The 15923-nt window shown below is 63.4% G+C and carries 13 protein-coding genes and 2 pseudogenes; 9 read left to right on the plus strand and 6 right to left on the minus strand.

Going from position 1 to position 15923, the window contains the following annotated elements:
• The first annotated feature begins 49 nt into the window (after positions 1-49).
• The 6 genes and pseudogenes from RRU_RS05855 (at position 50) to RRU_RS05880 (ending at position 4640) form a co-directional block, all read left to right on the plus strand.
• Positions 50-565, plus strand: a complete 516-nt coding sequence (locus RRU_RS05855) for a prolyl-tRNA synthetase associated domain-containing protein (RefSeq protein WP_011388878.1) — start codon at positions 50-52, stop codon at positions 563-565.
• Between the two features lie 72 nt (positions 566-637).
• Positions 638-2041, plus strand: a complete 1404-nt coding sequence (locus RRU_RS05860; protein ID WP_014626100.1) for an FAD-binding oxidoreductase — start codon at positions 638-640, stop codon at positions 2039-2041.
• A gap of 84 nt (positions 2042-2125) precedes the next feature.
• On the plus strand, positions 2126-2440 hold the full coding sequence (locus tag RRU_RS05865) for a helix-turn-helix domain-containing protein (protein WP_011388880.1): 315 nt from the start codon (positions 2126-2128) through the stop codon (positions 2438-2440).
• Positions 2441-2680: 240 nt separating this feature from the next.
• Positions 2681-2974 (plus strand): annotated as a pseudogene (locus RRU_RS05870) (transposase); the annotation flags it as partial.
• 71 nt (positions 2975-3045) lie between these two features.
• Positions 3046-3806, plus strand: a protein-coding gene (locus RRU_RS05875) for an IS5-like element ISRhru5 family transposase (protein WP_085977019.1) whose coding sequence is annotated in 2 segments (ribosomal slippage) — positions 3046-3361 and positions 3361-3806 — 762 coding nt in all. Because the reading frame shifts where the segments join, the coding sequence is not laid out codon by codon here.
• A 120-nt stretch (positions 3807-3926) separates the two neighbouring features.
• A complete protein-coding gene (locus RRU_RS05880; protein WP_081467690.1) occupies positions 3927-4640 on the plus strand; it encodes an AbiV family abortive infection protein in 714 nt (237 codons plus the stop codon).
• A gap of 277 nt (positions 4641-4917) precedes the next feature.
• Here the strand turns inward: RRU_RS05880 and RRU_RS05885 are convergent, their stop codons facing one another.
• On the minus strand, positions 4918-5109 hold the full coding sequence (locus tag RRU_RS05885; RefSeq protein WP_014626102.1) for a hypothetical protein: 192 nt from the start codon (positions 5107-5109) through the stop codon (positions 4918-4920).
• Positions 5110-5339: 230 nt separating this feature from the next.
• On the opposite strand from RRU_RS05885, the pseudogene RRU_RS05890 reads away from it, so the two are divergent.
• A pseudogene (locus RRU_RS05890) lies at positions 5340-5930 on the plus strand (integrase core domain-containing protein); the annotation flags it as partial.
• Between the two features lie 56 nt (positions 5931-5986).
• Here the strand turns inward: RRU_RS05890 and RRU_RS05895 are convergent.
• The 5 genes from RRU_RS05895 to uvrB all read right to left on the minus strand — a co-directional run bounded on the left by RRU_RS05895 (position 5987) and on the right by uvrB (position 12731).
• On the minus strand, positions 5987-7282 hold the full coding sequence (locus RRU_RS05895) for an ammonium transporter (protein WP_011388884.1): 1296 nt from the start codon (positions 7280-7282) through the stop codon (positions 5987-5989).
• 213 nt (positions 7283-7495) lie between these two features.
• Positions 7496-7834 carry a P-II family nitrogen regulator gene (locus tag RRU_RS05900; protein ID WP_011388885.1) on the minus strand — a complete coding sequence of 113 codons (339 nt, stop codon included), beginning with the start codon at positions 7832-7834 and terminating at the stop codon, positions 7496-7498.
• Between the two features lie 448 nt (positions 7835-8282).
• A complete protein-coding gene (locus tag RRU_RS05905) occupies positions 8283-9149 on the minus strand; it encodes an aminotransferase class IV (RefSeq protein ID WP_011388886.1) in 867 nt (288 codons plus the stop codon).
• A complete protein-coding gene (locus RRU_RS05910) occupies positions 9146-10570 on the minus strand; it encodes an anthranilate synthase component I family protein (RefSeq protein ID WP_011388887.1) in 1425 nt (474 codons plus the stop codon). Before RRU_RS05910 ends, RRU_RS05905 begins: the two co-directional genes overlap by 4 nt.
• A 16-nt stretch (positions 10571-10586) precedes the next feature.
• Positions 10587-12731 (minus strand): excinuclease ABC subunit UvrB, encoded by a 2145-nt coding sequence (gene uvrB, locus RRU_RS05915; protein ID WP_162470604.1) that lies wholly within the window; start codon positions 12729-12731, stop codon positions 10587-10589.
• 264 nt (positions 12732-12995) lie between these two features.
• On the opposite strand from uvrB, the gene RRU_RS05920 reads away from it, so the two are divergent.
• Together RRU_RS05920 and RRU_RS05925 are read left to right on the plus strand one after the other, a co-directional pair.
• Entirely contained in the window at positions 12996-14492 is a 1497-nt protein-coding gene (locus tag RRU_RS05920) for a TrkH family potassium uptake protein (protein ID WP_011388889.1), read from the plus strand.
• A gap of 143 nt (positions 14493-14635) precedes the next feature.
• On the plus strand, positions 14636-15838 hold the full coding sequence (locus RRU_RS05925) for a pyridoxal phosphate-dependent aminotransferase (RefSeq protein ID WP_011388890.1): 1203 nt from the start codon (positions 14636-14638) through the stop codon (positions 15836-15838).
• Positions 15839-15923: the final 85 nt, after the last annotated feature.

Raw genomic sequence — 15923 nt, forward strand, 5'->3', positions numbered from 1 at the left:
CGGGGAGGGGATATCACGGAAGACCCCGCCGACAACCCGAGGCTTCGCCATGCCCATCACCACGCCCGTCGATCTTCTGGCTCACCTGTCGGAATTGGCGATCTCCTCGGTCACCACCGAGCATCCGCCGGTTCATACGGTCGAGGAGGCCAAGGCCACCCACGACCAGATCGCCGGCTGCCATTGCAAGAACCTGTTTCTCAAGGACGCCAAGGGCCAGTTATGGCTGGTGGTTTGCCCCTATGACCGCGTCGTCGATCTCAAGACCCTTCATCGGCGGATCGGCGCCGCCCGGCTGTCCTTTGGCAAGCCCGAGCTGCTTGACGAGGTTCTGGGCGTGCGCCCGGGCAGCGTGACGCCCTTCGCCTTGGTCAATGATACGGCCCATCGGGTCAAGGTGGTGCTCGATCGCGCCATGATGGCCCAAGACCGGCTCAATTATCATCCGCTGGTCAATACGGCGACGACGACGATCAGCGCGGCGGATCTGCGGCGGTTCCTCGCCGCCTGCGGCCAGTCCGTCGCCGAGGTCGATCTGGAAACGCCCGAGATCGCCGGCGCCTGAGCCTTTCCCATGCGGGCCGCGTCTTTCGGGGCGGGCCCGGCTTTTGCGTTTTTCCTTACGAAAGTTGCTGTGATGAGGTCCCTGTCGCAATCCGCTCCGCGCGATCCCTTGCCCGCCGCCCTGGTCGGCACCCTGGCGGCGCTGCTGGGCGAGCGCTTCTCGACCGCTACGGCGGTGCGCGAGCAGCATGGGCGCGATGAAAGCTATCACCCGTCGATGCCGCCCGACGCCGTGGCCTTCGCCCGTTCGACCGAGGAGGTGGCGGCGATCGTCACCGCCTGCGCCGCCCATAAGGTGCCGATCATTCCCTTTGGCACCGGAACCTCGTTGGAAGGCCATATCGCGGCGTTGCGCGGCGGCGTTTGCATCGATGTCTCGGCGATGAACGCCATTCTCGAGGTCCGCCCCGCCGATATGGACGTGACCGTCCAGGCCGGGGTGACGCGCAAGCAGTTGAACGCCCATCTGCGCGATACCGGGCTGTTCTTCCCCATCGATCCCGGCGCCGACGCCAGCCTGGGCGGCATGACGGCGACGCGGGCCAGCGGCACCAACGCCGTGCGCTATGGCACCATGCGCGAGAACGTTTTGGCCTTGAGTGTCGTCACCCCGGAAGGCCGGGTGGTCAAGATCGGCGGCCGGGCGCGCAAGTCATCGGCCGGCTATGACCTGACGCGGCTGTTCGTCGGCTCGGAAGGCACGCTTGGGGTGATTACCGAGGTGACGCTGCGCCTGCATGGCATCCCCGAAAAGATCGTCTCGGCGGTTTGTCCGTTTCCCAGCGTGCGCGCCGCCGTCGACACGGTGATCGCCACCATCCAGATCGGCGTGCCGGTCGCCCGCATCGAATTTCTCAACGCCCGCCAGATCCTGGCGGTGAACGCCTATTCCAAACTTGATTACGCCGCCGCCCCCACCTTGTTCTTTGAATTCCACGGCACTCCCGACCATGTGGCCGAACAGGTGCGCATGGTTCAAGACCTTGCCGCCGATCAGGGGGCGGCCGGTTTTCGCTGGGCGGAAACCCCCGAAGAACGCGACCGGCTGTGGACGGCCCGCCATAACGCCTTTTACGCGTCGCTGGCGACCAAGGCCGGCGGCCGGGGCTTTAGCTCCGATGTCTGCGTGCCGATCTCGCGGCTGACCGAGTGCATCGCCCAGACCGAAGAGGATCTGGCGCGGAGCGCGCTGTTCACCTCGATCGTCGGCCATGTCGGCGATGGCAATTTCCATGTGATCTTCATCGTCGATCCCGAAAACCCGGCCGAGATCGAAGAAGCCCGCAGGCTCAACGATCGCATCGTCGCCCGCGCCCTGGCGATGGACGGCACCTGCACCGGCGAGCATGGCGTCGGCCATGGCAAGATGGATTTCCTCGAAGACGAACACGGCGAGGCCCTGGACATGATGCGCAAGATCAAGCGCGCCCTTGATCCCGACGACATCATGAACCCCGGCAAGATCGTCCGCCTGTAAGGCGGGCAAGCCGGCTCTTGCACCTCGGCCGATCTGCTATTCTCTATAGAAAGCGACTTTTGATAGAGAAAAGTAGATCGCCCGATGAGCTATGCCACGGATCCTATCGCCAAAGCCTTGAAAGAGGCCCGCGAAGCCAAGGCGATGAGCCAGCGCGAGCTGAGCGCCAATACGGGTGTGCCGCAGTCGCATATCTCGAAGATCGAGAGGAACGGCGTCGATCTGCGGCTTTCGAGTTTGATCGCCTTGGCCCATGGGGTGGGCCTTGATCTGGTTCTTGTGCCGCGCCAGGCTTTGCCCGCCGTTCGGGTGATCCTTCAGAGTGCGCGCGGCCAGCCCGAAAAGGCCAACCGTCCGGCCTATCGCCTGGATGAGGACGAGGATGAGGACGATGGATGACGCCGGCCGTCTTTCTGTCGTTCTCCACGGTCGGACGATCGGTTCGCTGACCCGTTTTGCCGGCGACCTAGACGTATCATAATATGGGTAGCTACAATTAAATTTAGCTTTCCGTTTTTATTGGAATCTCTAAGAGCCCGTTCGGCAGGTTATTGCTTCTGATGAAGATTTTGTGATCGCATGGTCCTCCGAGATTTTGGAGGATCCATGTGGACGAAAGAAAATTGATGGCTCTATGAGCTGCGCGGACAGAGGTACTTCAATGACCTGACGGACGAAGAATGGGCGCGGGTGGAACCGCTGATCCCACCCAGCAAAGCGGAGCGGCCGCCAGCGAACGGTGACTATCCGGGAGGTGCTGAACGGTGTGTTTTACGTGCTGATGACCGGTTGTCAGTGGCGGGCGCTGTCAAAGGATCTACCGCCCAAGAGCACGGTACATGAGTATCTCGGGCTGCGGGAATGGATGGCACGCTGGCCCGCATCCACCACGCCCTGTTCGTCGAGGTCCGCGAGGTGGCCGGTAAGGAAGCTAGGCGGTGAACTCATAAATCTGCTTTCCTCTCGCCGTGGTCCGTGATTCCCGTCCTGGAGCGGGGGTTTTGATGACGCGTCGGCGCTATGAATTGACGGAATATGAGTGGTCGGTGATCCAGCCTTTGTTGCCGAACAAGCAGCGCGGAGTTCCCCGCGTCGATGACCGGCGGGTCCTCAATGGAATTCTGTGGCGCTTTCGTACCGGGTCGCCGTGGGCAGAAGTCCCCGAGCGCTACGGCCCGCCGACTACCTGCTACAACCGCTTCGTCCGCTGGCGCAAGGCCGGGGTGTGGGACCGGCTTTCGGAAGAAGTTTCAAAGACCTACGATGGCGACATCGTCATGATCGACTCGACCTGTGTCCGTGTTCACCAGCACGGAGCCACGGGAAAAAAGGGGATCTTGAGGATGGCGGCATGGGACGTTCCCGTGGCGGCCTCATCAGCAAAATCCACGCGCTCGTCGATGCGGAAGGCCGCCCCGTCACCTTGCGGCTGACCGGCGGCCAAGTTCATGATAGCTTGGAAGCCGAGGCGTTGATCGAAAACCTCGGCGAGGGTGACATCCTGCTCGCCGACAAGGGCTATGACAGCAACGCCATTCGCGCCCTGGCCGCAGAGAAGAAGGCTTGGGCCAATATCCCGCCCCGCTCCAACCGCAAAGGCAGCTTCGCCTTTTCTTCCTGGGTCTACCGCCAATGCACTCTGGTCGAGCGCTTCTTCAACAGGATCAAGCAGTTCCGGGGCATCGCCACCCGATATGACAAAGACCCGCTCAATTTCCTCGCTGCCGTTAAACTCGTCGCCCTGCGGATTTGGTGTCAGCCATAATGAGTCGACGGCCTAGATGAAGCGCCGACTCTCTTGGAAGTGACCTGCCAACGTTTCATCTTTTTTCAAACTGACTTATGGTGTTCCTCAATATCATATCCTTATATTAGGTTCGGAAAGATGGCAAAGGCCGGACAACTCGAAGAATATAGGGGGCCGATCACGCCCGCTTCCGCAGCAGAAGGTATGAACGCTGCGCGGCAAAACGCGCTGCGCTTGGTCTTTGATGCGAAACTTCTCCTGGAAGCAGAGCGCTACCCTACAGCGGCCTCTGTCGCCGCACTTTCAATTGAAGAAAGCGGCAAGCTGTCTATTCTTCGAACTATTGTCGTTCTATCGGACGTAAATCGGTTGCGCGATGAGTGGCGACGCTACCGGGACCATCGCTCTAAGAATGGCGCATGGATTCTTCCGGATCTAGCGCGTAAAGGCGCAAGACATCTCTATGAACTTGCAATGACAATAGAGAGAGATGGTGAACACACGGCTATTCTCAACAGTATTAAGCAGATAGGATTCTACACGGATTGCTACGGAAAAATTCATTGGTCAAATCCTTCCATGGTAATAGATCGTGAATTGGCTAATAGCCTTGTTAAAATTGCTGAAATTTTGACTCCAAAGAACGACGTAACAGTTCGGGAGCTAGAGCTTTGGGTCGATGCTATTCGACCCGTCTACGGCACTTCAGAGATGTCCAACGGCCTGCTGCGCTGGGCAACGCAGATGCACAGGGAGGGATTGTCCGATAGGACGCCAGAGGAGTACGCCAAATTTGTTTTTGGTGAAGAAACCGCCGCCAAATGGACTGAGAAACCACAAATTACACAGTGACAACTTTGCGATGCCGAGTCGTTAGGCCAAACTGCTACTCTTTTGAGGTAGTTGTTACCGAAGCCCCTATCCAGAAACAACGTCTGTATTACCTATTTCGCGTCCGAAATTCGCCAGTCCGTCTCGGGCCCGTCACTGCCGTTTCGCGCCTCATATGGCGCCATCCGCTCAGATTCTGATGATACTCAAAAGTGGACTTCTTACGCTCGAATTTTCAGAATACTCTTCGCCACTTAAACCATGATGACCATGGGCCGGGAATGGAATTGTCCCCAGGCTAAAATGGGATCTCGTCGTCCAAATCCGCGGCAAACGCGTTCTGCTTCTCCTTCGGGCTCAAGACGTAGTCGGCCGGACGAGGCGGCAAAAGCGGTTGAGGCGGATTGATCTGGGGAAGATCGCGCTTCTCCTCATCGATTGCCTTCGCTTCGCCAATCGTTGCCATGATTGTCGCGACCAGTTTATGCATCGCCTAGCTTCAGCCTCCTGTTCAACCGCCTTGGCCAGCAGGCGCCGCGCGCCTTGGCGCAAGATCTCGGTCAGCGGATCGTCAAGCTCATCAGGCTGACGCAGGCGAGACACGGTGCTATCTTCCTTTATGGCGTATCGCTTCTTCTGGGAGGGGCTGGCAGGCTGGTTACCCGCCTCGATACGCCGCCTTCTTCAGACCGTCATCACCCAGTTTCCCCCATAGCTCCTTACGAGATCGGCTACGTCCATATTGACAGCTGCGAGTTGTGCCACGCCGACGGCAAACTGGTGATGTTCCTGGCTATCGATCGCGTCTCGAAGTTCACCTATGTCGATTTCCACGATTGCGCCGGAAAAATGGAAGGGGCAGCCTTCCTCAGAAATGTCGTGGAGGCCTTCCCCTACCAGATCCACATCGTGCTCACCGACAACGGTATGGCCTTCGCTGATCTACCCAAGAACCGCAACGGTCCCAGCCGCCGCTTCTTCGGCCCACATATCTTCGACCGGGTCTGCATCGAACACGGCATCGAGCATCGGCTCACCAAACCCTACCATCCGTGGACCAACGGCCAAGCCGAGCGGATGAACCGCACCATCAAGGACGCCACCATCAAGGCCTACCACTATGACGACCTGGAAAGCCTCAAGGCTCACGTCTTGGCCTTTGTCACCGCCTACAACTTTGCCAAGCACCTCAAGGCACTCCGCTGGCGAACTCCCTACCAGGCGATCTGCGACGCCCGGACTAAAGACCCGTCAATCTTCAAGATCGACCCGCACCATCTCACCCAGGGACCACACACTCTGTCGTCCTGAAAAAAAAGGGGGCGCCCCGCGGAGCGCCCCCGTTTCCATCGAATGTGTGTGATCGCTTACTGCAGGCGCTCGCCGTGCAGCGAGATGTCGAGGCCTTCGCTTTCCTGCTCGGGCGAAACCCGCAGGCCGATGGCCAGATCAATGACCTTCAAGATCACGTAGGAGGCGACGGCCGTCCACACGATGGTGGCAAGGCAGCCCCAGGCCTGGGTGAGGACCTGACCGGGATTGCCTTCGAGCAGGCCGACGGCGGCTTCGCCACCAACGCTCTGGGCGGCGAAGACGCCGGTCAGCAGGGCGCCGACCAGACCGCCGATGCCATGCACGCCGAAGGCGTCCAGGCTGTCGTCATAGCCCAGGGTCTTCTTCAGCCAAGTCGCGCCCCAGAAGCAGACGACGCCGGCCACCAGGCCGATGACCAGGGCGCCACCGGGCAGAACGAAGCCCGAGGCCGGGGTGATGGCGACCAGACCGGCGACGGCGCCCGAAACCGCGCCCAGCACGCTGGGCTTGCCGCGCACCAGCCATTCGGCGGCGATCCACGACAAGGTGGCACCGGCGGCGCCAAGCTGGGTCGCCAGCATGGCCATGCCGGCACGGCCATCGGCGGCGACGGCGGACCCGGCGTTGAAGCCGAACCAGCCCACCCACAGCAGGGCGGCGCCGATCACGGCCAGCGACAGGTTATAGGGGGCCATGTTCTCGCTGCCGAAGCCGGCGCGACGACGCAAGACGAGGGCGCAGACCAGACCGGCCACGCCGGCGTTGATGTGAACCACGGTGCCGCCCGCGTAATCAAGGACGCCGGCGTTGAACAGGAAGCCCGAGGAACTCCACACCCAATGGCAGATCGGCGCGTAGACGATCAGCACCCACAGGCCGATGAACCACAGCATCGCCGAGAACTTCATGCGTTCGGCGAAGGCGCCGGTGATCAGGGCCGGGGTGATGATGGCGAAGGTCATCTGGAAGACGACGAACACCGTTTCGGGGAAGGTGCCGTTCAGGCTGTCAATGCTGATGTCCGACAGCAGGAACTTCGAGAAGTCACCGAAATAGGCGTTGCCGGTGCCAAAGGCGATCGAGTAGCCGGCCACCATCCACACGACGCTGACCAGCGCGGTGATGATGAAGCTCTGCATCATGGTCGCCAGCACGTTCTTCTTGCGGACCATGCCGGCATAGAAAAGCGCGAGGCCCGGGATGGTCATCAGAAGGACCAGCGCGGTCGAGGTCAGCATCCAGGCGGTATTGCCCGAATCCAGGGTGGGGGCCGCATCCTGGGCATAGGCCAGGGCCGGCGCCAGAAGGGCGACCAGGGCGGCGGGGAGGAACGTGAAGGCTCTCATCATGGTGGTTTGTCTCACAGGAGCTGGCTGATCGGGAGGTCTTCCGCCCTCCGGCGGGGAGTGTCGTAACAAGAACCGTGCCACGACCCACATCCCACCCGGCGCGGCGCTTTTTCCGGGGAAAACCCCCTGGAAAACCTGCGCCTTGCCCGTAAAGCGGGCAGAACACCTTCGGTCAAGATTAAAAAACCATCAGACCCGTCGGCATCGGTCGCCCTAGAGGGCTTCCTCGCCGCGCTCGCCGGTGCGGATCCTTACGGCTTCGCCCAGATCGAAGACGAAGATCTTGCCGTCGCCGATCTTGCCGGTTTGCGCCGTGGATTGGATGGTCTCGACCACCTGATCGAGAAGATTATCGGGAACGGCCAGTTCGATCTTCACCTTGGGCAGGAAATTCACCACGTATTCAGCTCCGCGGTAAACCTCGGTCTGGCCCTTCTGCCGGCCGAACCCCTTCACCTCGGTAACGGTCATCCCCTGGATCCCCAGGGCGCCGAGGGCTTCGCGGACCTCGTCGAGTTTGAAGGGCTTGGTTATCGCAATAACGAATTTCATGATCACTCCCCACTTTTCCTGATCAAGACCTGGGCCCGCCGGATGGGTATCGACCTTTGATCGGCCGCTTGTCCGAGGGGCGGGCGAACGCCCCTGAGAGGCGCTTATTGATCCAGCCTATTCAAGACGCGTGCCGCAACGCAAAAAAGCCCGATTTCCGGGAATTTTTCGGGACGGTGGCGGGAGAGAGGGAGCGGTTTTGCCTAAGCCTTGGGCATTCGCCCGTTTCCCAGCCCTTCCTCCGCCCTTTTGGCGGGGTATGGAAAGGCGGGGCACAAAAAAACGGCGACCGAACCCTTTTGAGGGAGTGGCCGCCGGGGCAAGTCATTGGCTGAAGACACCGGTAGGATGGAAGGCGGACCAGAAGGGCGGCCTTCGGCAATCGTCATCTTAACAGTAGCGGTCAAGCGCGACCTTGGCAAGATTAAAAACCTATTTGCACGGTTTGTTATTTCGGGAAGGGGCTTCCCCCATCAGAGGGCTCTTCCGGTGAGGTGCCATTTTCCCTTTGTCTTACATAGCCTTGAAGGTCATGAACAAGGGGTGTGCAATCGGGAACGGCCTGTCCGTCAATGGAAATGACCAAGCGGAACCCAAGGCTGTTGGCCAGAAAAACGCCGTCGGCGGTCAAAAGATCGGCGGGGGTCAGCGAGTGTTCGCGCGCTCCCCAGGCCAGCATCTCGGCGCGAAGAATGCCGGGCAGGGCGCCGTCGGTCTGCGGAGGGGTGAGAAGCCGCCCGCCCTGGACGATGAACAGCGTGGCGACGGTGGTTTCGGCGACCCGACCCCCGAGGTTGAGCAAGATCGCGTCATCGGCGCCGCGCTCGGCGGCCTCCTGGCGGGCGAGGATGGCGTCGCCATAGGCAAGATATTTGATCGTCGACAGCGGCGAGGCCTCGTTGCGCCTTGTCCGCGTCGCCACGATCAGCCGCGCCGGCCCCGTTGGCGGCGGAAAGGCCGTCGCCGTGATCATGATCGTGGGCTTTGGCGCGGGCGGCGGCAACAGGCCGCGCGGCCCGGGACCCCGGGTCAGGGTCAGGCGCAGCACCCCCTCGCTCAGGTCGTTGGCCGCCAGGGTGGCGGCCAAGGCGGCGGCGATATCCAGGGCGGGTAGGGGAATGCCTAAAATTCGGGCGCCGCGCCCCAGGCGGGCGAGGTGGGCGGCCAGACGCAGGGGGCGGCCGTCGCGCGCCGGGATGGTTTCGAATAGGCCATCGCCAAGCAGAAATCCGCGATCGGCGGGATCGATGCGGGCCTTTGCGGCGGGCACGAGCCGGTCGTTCAGCCAAATGACGGCCGGTCGCCGGGCGGTCATCGCTCGATCCCATCCAGGGCGCTGAGCAGGGGGGCCATTTTGATCAGGCTTTCCTCGTATTCCTCGGCCGGATCGGAGGGCGCGGTGATGGCGCCGCCGGCCTGGGCGATCAGGGTGGCACCGGCCCGGGTGAGGCTGCGGATGACGATGTTGGAATCCATCGCCCCATCGGCGCCGATCCAGGCCACCGATCCGCAATACCAGCCGCGCCGGGCCGGCTCCAGGGCGGTGATCAGGTCCATGGCGCGGATCTTCGGCGCCCCGGTGACCGAGCCGCCGGGAAAACAGGCGCGCAGCAGGTCGATCGCCCCCAGGCCGGGGCGCAGCCGCCCTTCGACCGCCGAGACCAGATGGTGGACGCTGGCGAAGCTTTCCAGGGCGATCAGCCGGGGCACACGGACGCTGCCGATGGCGCAGACCCGGCCCAGGTCGTTGCGCATCAGATCGACGATCATCAGGTTCTCGGCCCGGTCCTTTTCGCTGGCCACCAGAGCGGCGGCCTGGGCGGCGTCGCGCGCCGGATCGGCGTCGCGCCGGCGGGTGCCCTTGATCGGCCGCGTCTCGACCCGGCCCTCGGCGCCCAGGCGCAAGAAGCGTTCGGGCGAGGCGCCGATCAGGCGGTGGTCGGCGCCGCAGCCGACCAGGGCGGCGAAGGGGGCCGGGCTCAGCCGGCGCAGGCGGCGATACAAGGTGAGGTCGTCGAGGCCGGGCGGAAGGTCGGCCAGGAAGCGCTGGGTGATATTGGCCTGGAACAGCTCGCCGGCTTCGATGGCGTCGATGGTCTTGCCGATCGCCGCCAAGATCGCCGCGCGCGGTCGCTCGGCGCGCCAGGACCCGGTCTTTTCATAAGCGGCGGCGGTCTCGTCAGGGACAAGGGAAACCGCGGCCAAGCGCCGTTCCAGGGCTTCGGCGCGGGCCAGGGCGCGGGCGGCGCGGCGCCGCGGATCGCGTTCGGGCCGGCCGCTGGAAACGATCCAGGCCTTGCGCGCGCGCAGGTCGAAGGCGGCGACGCAGTCATAGACGCCCAGGGTCATCGCCGGCAGGGCCAGCCGATCGGCCGGGGCGGGGGCCAGCCGTTCCAGCCAAGCACCCAGGCCGTAACCAAGGACACCGCATAGGCCGGTGGCGAAGGGCACCGGGCAAGCGACGGGCTCGTCCTCGGCGATTTCGGCCAGGGTGGCGGCGAGAACGGCGAAGGGATCGCCGGCGACCGGCCGGCTATCGACCCGGACCGTGGTGTCATCGGCGGTGATCACCCGCCAGGGATCGGCGCAGAGATAGCTGTAACGGCCGCGATCCTCGTCGCCCGCGCCGGGATCGGCGGCGGCGCTGTCGAGAAAGGCGAAGACCGGATCCTTGGCCAAGGCCGGGACCAGGGTCAGCGGGTCGGCAAAGGCGATGGGGCGGATATGAAGGGACAAGGGCTGCGGCTTCTTTTCACCTTTTGCCCTTGCGACCACGGCCCTTGGCCGCTGCCCCCCGGCCTTTGGCGACGGCGGCGCGCAAGGGGATGGCGGCTTCGGCAAGGCCGGTCGCCCCGGCGTCTCCGGGCAGGCCAAGGTCCAGCGCCTCCAGGCGGCGGATCTCGTCGCGCAGGCGGCCGGCCTCCTCGAATTCCAGATCGGCGGCGGCGGCGCGCATGCGTTTGTCGAGATCGGCGAGATGCTCGCGCAGGGATTTGCCGACCAGTTGGTTGTCGCCCGATACCCCGGTGGTCACGGTGACGTAGTCTTTTTCGTAAACGCTGCTGAGAACATCGGAAATGCGCGAGCGCACGGTTTCCGGGGTGATGCCATGGGCGGCGTTGTAGTCTTGCTGACGCTGGCGGCGGCGGCTGGTTTCCTCGATGGCGAAGGTCAGGGAATCGGTCATCTTGTCGGCATAAAGGATCACCCGGCCGCCAACGTTACGGGCGGCGCGGCCGATGGTCTGGATCAGCGAGGTGCGCGAGCGCAGGAAGCCTTCCTTATCGGCGTCCAAGATCGCCACCAGGGCGCATTCGGGGATATCAAGGCCCTCGCGCAGCAGGTTGATGCCGACCAGCACATCGAAGGCGCCCAGCCGCAGGTCGCGGATGATCTCGATCCGCTCCAGGGTTTCGATGTCGGAGTGCATGTAGCGCACCCTTACCCCCTGTTCGGTCAGATATTCGGTCAGATCCTCGGACATGCGCTTGGTCAAGGTGGTGACCAGCACCCGTTCGCCGCGCGCCGCGCAGGCCTTGACCTCGCCCAGCAGATCGTCGACCTGGGCCTCGACCGGGCGGATGATGCAGACCGGATCGACCAGACCGGTGGGGCGGATCACCTGTTCGGCGACGACGCCGCCGGTGCGTTCAAGTTCCCAGCGCCCCGGGGTGGCCGAAACGAAGATCGACGGCGGGCGCATGACGTCCCATTCCTCGAACTTCAGCGGCCGGTTATCAACGCAGGACGGCAGGCGGAAGCCGAATTCCGCCAGCACGCTTTTGCGATTGAAGTCGCCGCGGAACATGCCGCCGATCTGCGGCACGGCGACGTGGCTTTCATCGACGAACAGCAAGGCGTCCTCGGGCAGGTATTCGAACAGGGTCGGCGGCGGATCGCCGGGGCGGCGTCCGGTCAGATGGCGTGAGTAGTTCTCGATGGACTTGCAGTGGCCGGTCGCCTCGATCATCTCCAGATCGAAGGTGGTGCGCTGCTCCAGGCGCTGGGCCTCAAGCACCTTGCCCTGGTCGTAAAAGCGGGCGAGCGTTTCCTTGAGCTCGGCCTTGATCGTGCGCACCGCCTGGGACAGCGCCGGGCGGGGGGTGACATGGTGGCTGGCCGGATAGACGGTGACTTCGTCGAGGCTGGCGGTGATCTCGCCGGTCAAGGGATCGAATTCGCGCACGGATTCGATCTCGTCCCCCCACAGGCTGACCCGCCAGGCGCGGTCCTCATAGTGGGCGGGGAAGATCTCCACCGAATCCCCGCGCACCCGGAACATACCCCGGGTGAAGGCGATGTCATTGCGGGTGAACTGCAGCTCGACCAGCGCCTTGAGCAGATCGGCGCGCGGCAGCGTCGTTCCCACCTTGATGGGGATGATCATCCGGGAATAGGACTCGACCGAGCCGATACCATAGATGCACGAGACCGAGGCGACGATGATGACATCGCGGCGTTCAAGCAGGGCGCGGGTGGCGGCGTGGCGCATCCGGTCAATCTGCTCGTTGATGCTGGAGTCTTTTTCGATATAGGTATCGGTGCGCGGAACATAGGCTTCGGGCTGGTAATAGTCGTAATAGCTGACGAAATACTCGACGGCGTTGTCGGGAAAGAAATTCTTGAACTCGCCGTAAAGCTGGGCGGCCAGGGTTTTGTTGGGGGCGAGGATCAGGGTCGGCCGGCCCATCTCGGCGATGACCTGGGCCATGGTGAAGGTCTTGCCCGAGCCGGTGACGCCCAGCAGCACCTGATCGCGGTCTTGGGCGGCCAGACCCCGCAACAGCTCGGCGATGGCCTGGGGCTGATCGCCGGCGGGCTGATAGTCGCTGGCCAGACGAAACTCGGCGCGGGGGCCAGCGGGCGGGCGCTCGAACAGGGGGAGAAGCATGGTCATGGCCCTTAAGATAAGCCGCCCGCCCGGGCTTGACCAGGGGGGCGCGCCGTCCGTCATCGCTCCCTTTTTCGACCCATTTCAAAAGGACCGCCACAGCGCCCGGCTTGCCAAATCGTCCCGGGCCTGCCTTATGATCGCCACGCTGAAGGGGGCGGGCGGCGTCGATCGAGGTGATCGACGGGGGTTCGCCCCCTACGACCTCCGGCGCCGCGCGGCGCGGGGGGCGGTTTTTTCGCGCGGTCGCAAGCCTGGGAAGGAAACGGAATGAGCCTGAGGGGAAGCCAACTCGGCACCAGCCGGGGCCTGATGCTGGGGGGGATCGATCTCGCCCCGGTGCTGATGGTCCTTGGGCTGCTGCTGTCGGGCCTCGGGCTCTCGATGCTGGCGCCGGCCTTGGTCGATCTGGTGGTTGAAAACCGCGACTGGCGGGCGTTCCTCGGCTCTTCGGTGATCACGCTGTTTTGCGGGATGATGCTGACCCTGGCCAATTGGCGGATGCCGCTGCGCTTCAATATCCGCCAGGGCTTCCTGATGACCGCCCTGGCTTGGCTGACCATGTCGCTGTTTGGCTCCATGCCGTTCATGCTGGCGACCACCGGGCTTGATTTCGCCGGGGCGTTTTTTGAGAGCGTTTCGGGATTGACCACCACCGGGGCGACGGTGATCAGCGGCCTGGAGCATCAGCCGCCGGGGATCTTGTTCTGGCGCTGCCTGCTGCATTGGATCGGCGGCATCGGCATCATCGGCATGGCCATCGCCCTGCTGCCGGCGCTGCGCGTCGGCGGCATGCAGCTGTTCCGCACCGAAAGCTCCGATACCAGCGAAAAGGGCATGAACCGCATCGGCGAATTGGGGCTGGCGATCACCGCCGTCTATCTGACGCTGACCGTGGTCATCGCCTTGGGCTATATCGCCGTCGGCATGTCGGTTTTCGACGCCATCTGCCACGCCTTCGGCACGGTGTCGACCGGCGGCTTTTCGAATTGGGACACCTCGCTTGGCCATCTCGACGCCGCCGGGCTGTGGATGTCGACGGTGGGCATGATGTTGGGCGCCATGCCCTTCGTGCTCTATGTGCAGGTGGCGCGCGGCCGGCCGATGGATGTGGTGCGCGATCCCCAGGTCCAGGCTTTGACCGGCTTTCTGGTCGCCTGCTGGTTGGTCATGGCCCTGTGGCAGAGCCTGGAGAACGGCCGGCCCTTCCTTGATGCCCTGACCGCCTCGGCCTTCAACATCACCTCGGTGGTGACGACGACGGGCTACGCCTCGGAGGATTACACCCTGTGGGGCGGCTTCCCGCAGTTGTTCTTTTTCATGATCACCTTCGCCGGCGGCTGCACCGGATCGACCTCGGGCGGCATCAAGATGTTCCGCTATCAGGTGGCCTATAAGGTTCTCAGCGCCAATATCCGCCGGCGCTATATGCCCAATGCGGTCATCGTCTCGACCTATGGCGGGCGGGCGATCGACGAGGACGTGGCGGTGTCGGTGGTGCTGTTCTTCTTCGCCACCGGGGCGACGACGGCGATCATCGCCCTGGCGCTGACCATGGTCGGCCTGGATTGGGTGACGGCCCTGACCGGGACGGCGGCGGCGATCGCCAATGTCGGTCCGGGACTCGGTACCATCGTCGGCCCGGCGGGCAATTACGCCACCTTGCCCGATAGCGCGAAATGGCTGCTGTCGCTGGCCATGCTGATGGGGCGGCTGGAATTCTTCACCCTTCTTGTGCTTTTCAGCCGCGACTTCTGGAAATCCTGAGGAAAGCGCTTTCCCGGCGCTTGCGTGCCGCCGGGAAGGGGGATAGCTTTTTCCCCCGGTCCCGCCAAGAGAGCCCCCGTCGTCAGGGGCGGCGCGGCCACTCGCCCCCTCCCAACCGACACAACCAATCCTCGAGGATTTCCATGTCGATCGTCGCCGAGCGTCTGTCCGCCATCAAACCGTCGCCGACCCTGGCGGTTACCACCAAGGCCGCCGAACTCAAGGCCGCCGGCCGTGACATTATCGGTCTGGGCGCGGGCGAACCCGACTTCGATACCCCCGATCACATCAAACAGGCGGCGATCGCCGCCATCGAGCGCGGCGAGACCAAATACACCGCCGTTCCCGGCACCGCCGCCCTGCGCAAGGCGATCTGCGCCAAGCTCAAGCGCGAGAACGATCTTGAGTACACGATCGAAGAGATCAGCGTCGGCTGCGGTGGCAAGCAGACCATCTACAACGCCCTGATGGCGACGCTGAACCCGGGCGAGGAGGTGATCATCCCCGCGCCTTATTGGGTCAGCTATCCCGATATCGCCCTGTTGGCCGGCGGCGTGCCGGTGTTCGTTCCCAGCGGCCCCGAGGTCGGCTTCAAGCTGCAGCCCGCCGATCTGGAGCGCGCCATCACGCCCAAGACCAAATGGCTGATCCTCAACAGCCCGTCCAATCCGACGGGCGTGGCCTATTCGGCCGCCGATCTCAAGGCCCTGGCCGAGGTTCTGCTCAAGCATCCCCATGTCTGGGTGATGACCGACGATATGTACGAGCACCTCGTCTATGACGGCTTCAAGTTCGCCACCATCGCCCAGGTCGAGCCCAAGCTGAAGGACCGCACCCTGACGCTGAACGGCGTTTCCAAGTCGTTCGCCATGACCGGCTGGCGCGTCGGCTATGCCGCCGGCCCGGTGGCGGTGATCAAGGCGATCAACAAGATCCAAAGCCAGTCGACCACCCACACCAGCTCGATCAGTCAGGCCGCCGCCCTTGCCGCCCTTGAAGGGCCGATGGACTTCCTGATCGAACGCAACGCCATCTTCAAGGAACGCCGCGATCTGGTCGTGCGCATGATCAATGATTGCCCGGGCCTGTCGGTCGGCACGCCGGAAGGCGCCTTCTATGTCTATCCGTCCTGCGCCGGGGTGATCGGCAAGACGACGCCCGAGGGCAAGCTGCTGGAAACCGACAGCGATTTCGTCGCCGCCCTGCTCGAAAGCGAAGGGGTCGCCGCCGTTCAGGGCGTGGCCTTCGGCCTGTCGCCCTATTTCCGCATCAGCTACGCCACGGCGACCGCCACCCTGGAGGACGCCTGCCAGCGCATCCGCCGCTTCTGCGAAAGCCTGCGTTGACTTCTCTCCACCGCGCAAGCCGGATCTGATGGAAAGGGCGCCCTTCGCGGGGCGCCCTTTTTTTCGTCTGGGGGCTTGGCGCGGT

It is taken from the genome of Rhodospirillum rubrum ATCC 11170 (assembly GCF_000013085.1).
Lineage (GTDB): Bacteria > Pseudomonadota > Alphaproteobacteria > Rhodospirillales > Rhodospirillaceae > Rhodospirillum > Rhodospirillum rubrum.

Coding starts and splice junctions, on each gene's coding strand:
- RRU_RS05900 (WP_011388885.1), bottom strand. CDS start 7,834: ATGAAATTCGTTATTGCGATAACCAAGCCCTTCAAACTCGACGAGGTC.
- RRU_RS05860 (WP_014626100.1), top strand. CDS start 638: ATGAGGTCCCTGTCGCAATCCGCTCCGCGCGATCCCTTGCCCGCCGCC.
- RRU_RS05855 (WP_011388878.1), top strand. CDS start 50: ATGCCCATCACCACGCCCGTCGATCTTCTGGCTCACCTGTCGGAATTG.
- RRU_RS05865 (WP_011388880.1), top strand. CDS start 2,126: ATGAGCTATGCCACGGATCCTATCGCCAAAGCCTTGAAAGAGGCCCGC.
- RRU_RS05920 (WP_011388889.1), top strand. CDS start 12,996: ATGAGCCTGAGGGGAAGCCAACTCGGCACCAGCCGGGGCCTGATGCTG.
- RRU_RS05895 (WP_011388884.1), bottom strand. CDS start 7,282: ATGATGAGAGCCTTCACGTTCCTCCCCGCCGCCCTGGTCGCCCTTCTG.
- RRU_RS05905 (WP_011388886.1), bottom strand. CDS start 9,149: ATGACCGCCCGGCGACCGGCCGTCATTTGGCTGAACGACCGGCTCGTG.
- RRU_RS05885 (WP_014626102.1), bottom strand. CDS start 5,109: ATGCATAAACTGGTCGCGACAATCATGGCAACGATTGGCGAAGCGAAG.
- uvrB (WP_162470604.1), bottom strand. CDS start 12,731: ATGACCATGCTTCTCCCCCTGTTCGAGCGCCCGCCCGCTGGCCCCCGC.
- RRU_RS05925 (WP_011388890.1), top strand. CDS start 14,636: ATGTCGATCGTCGCCGAGCGTCTGTCCGCCATCAAACCGTCGCCGACC.
- RRU_RS05880 (WP_081467690.1), top strand. CDS start 3,927: ATGGCAAAGGCCGGACAACTCGAAGAATATAGGGGGCCGATCACGCCC.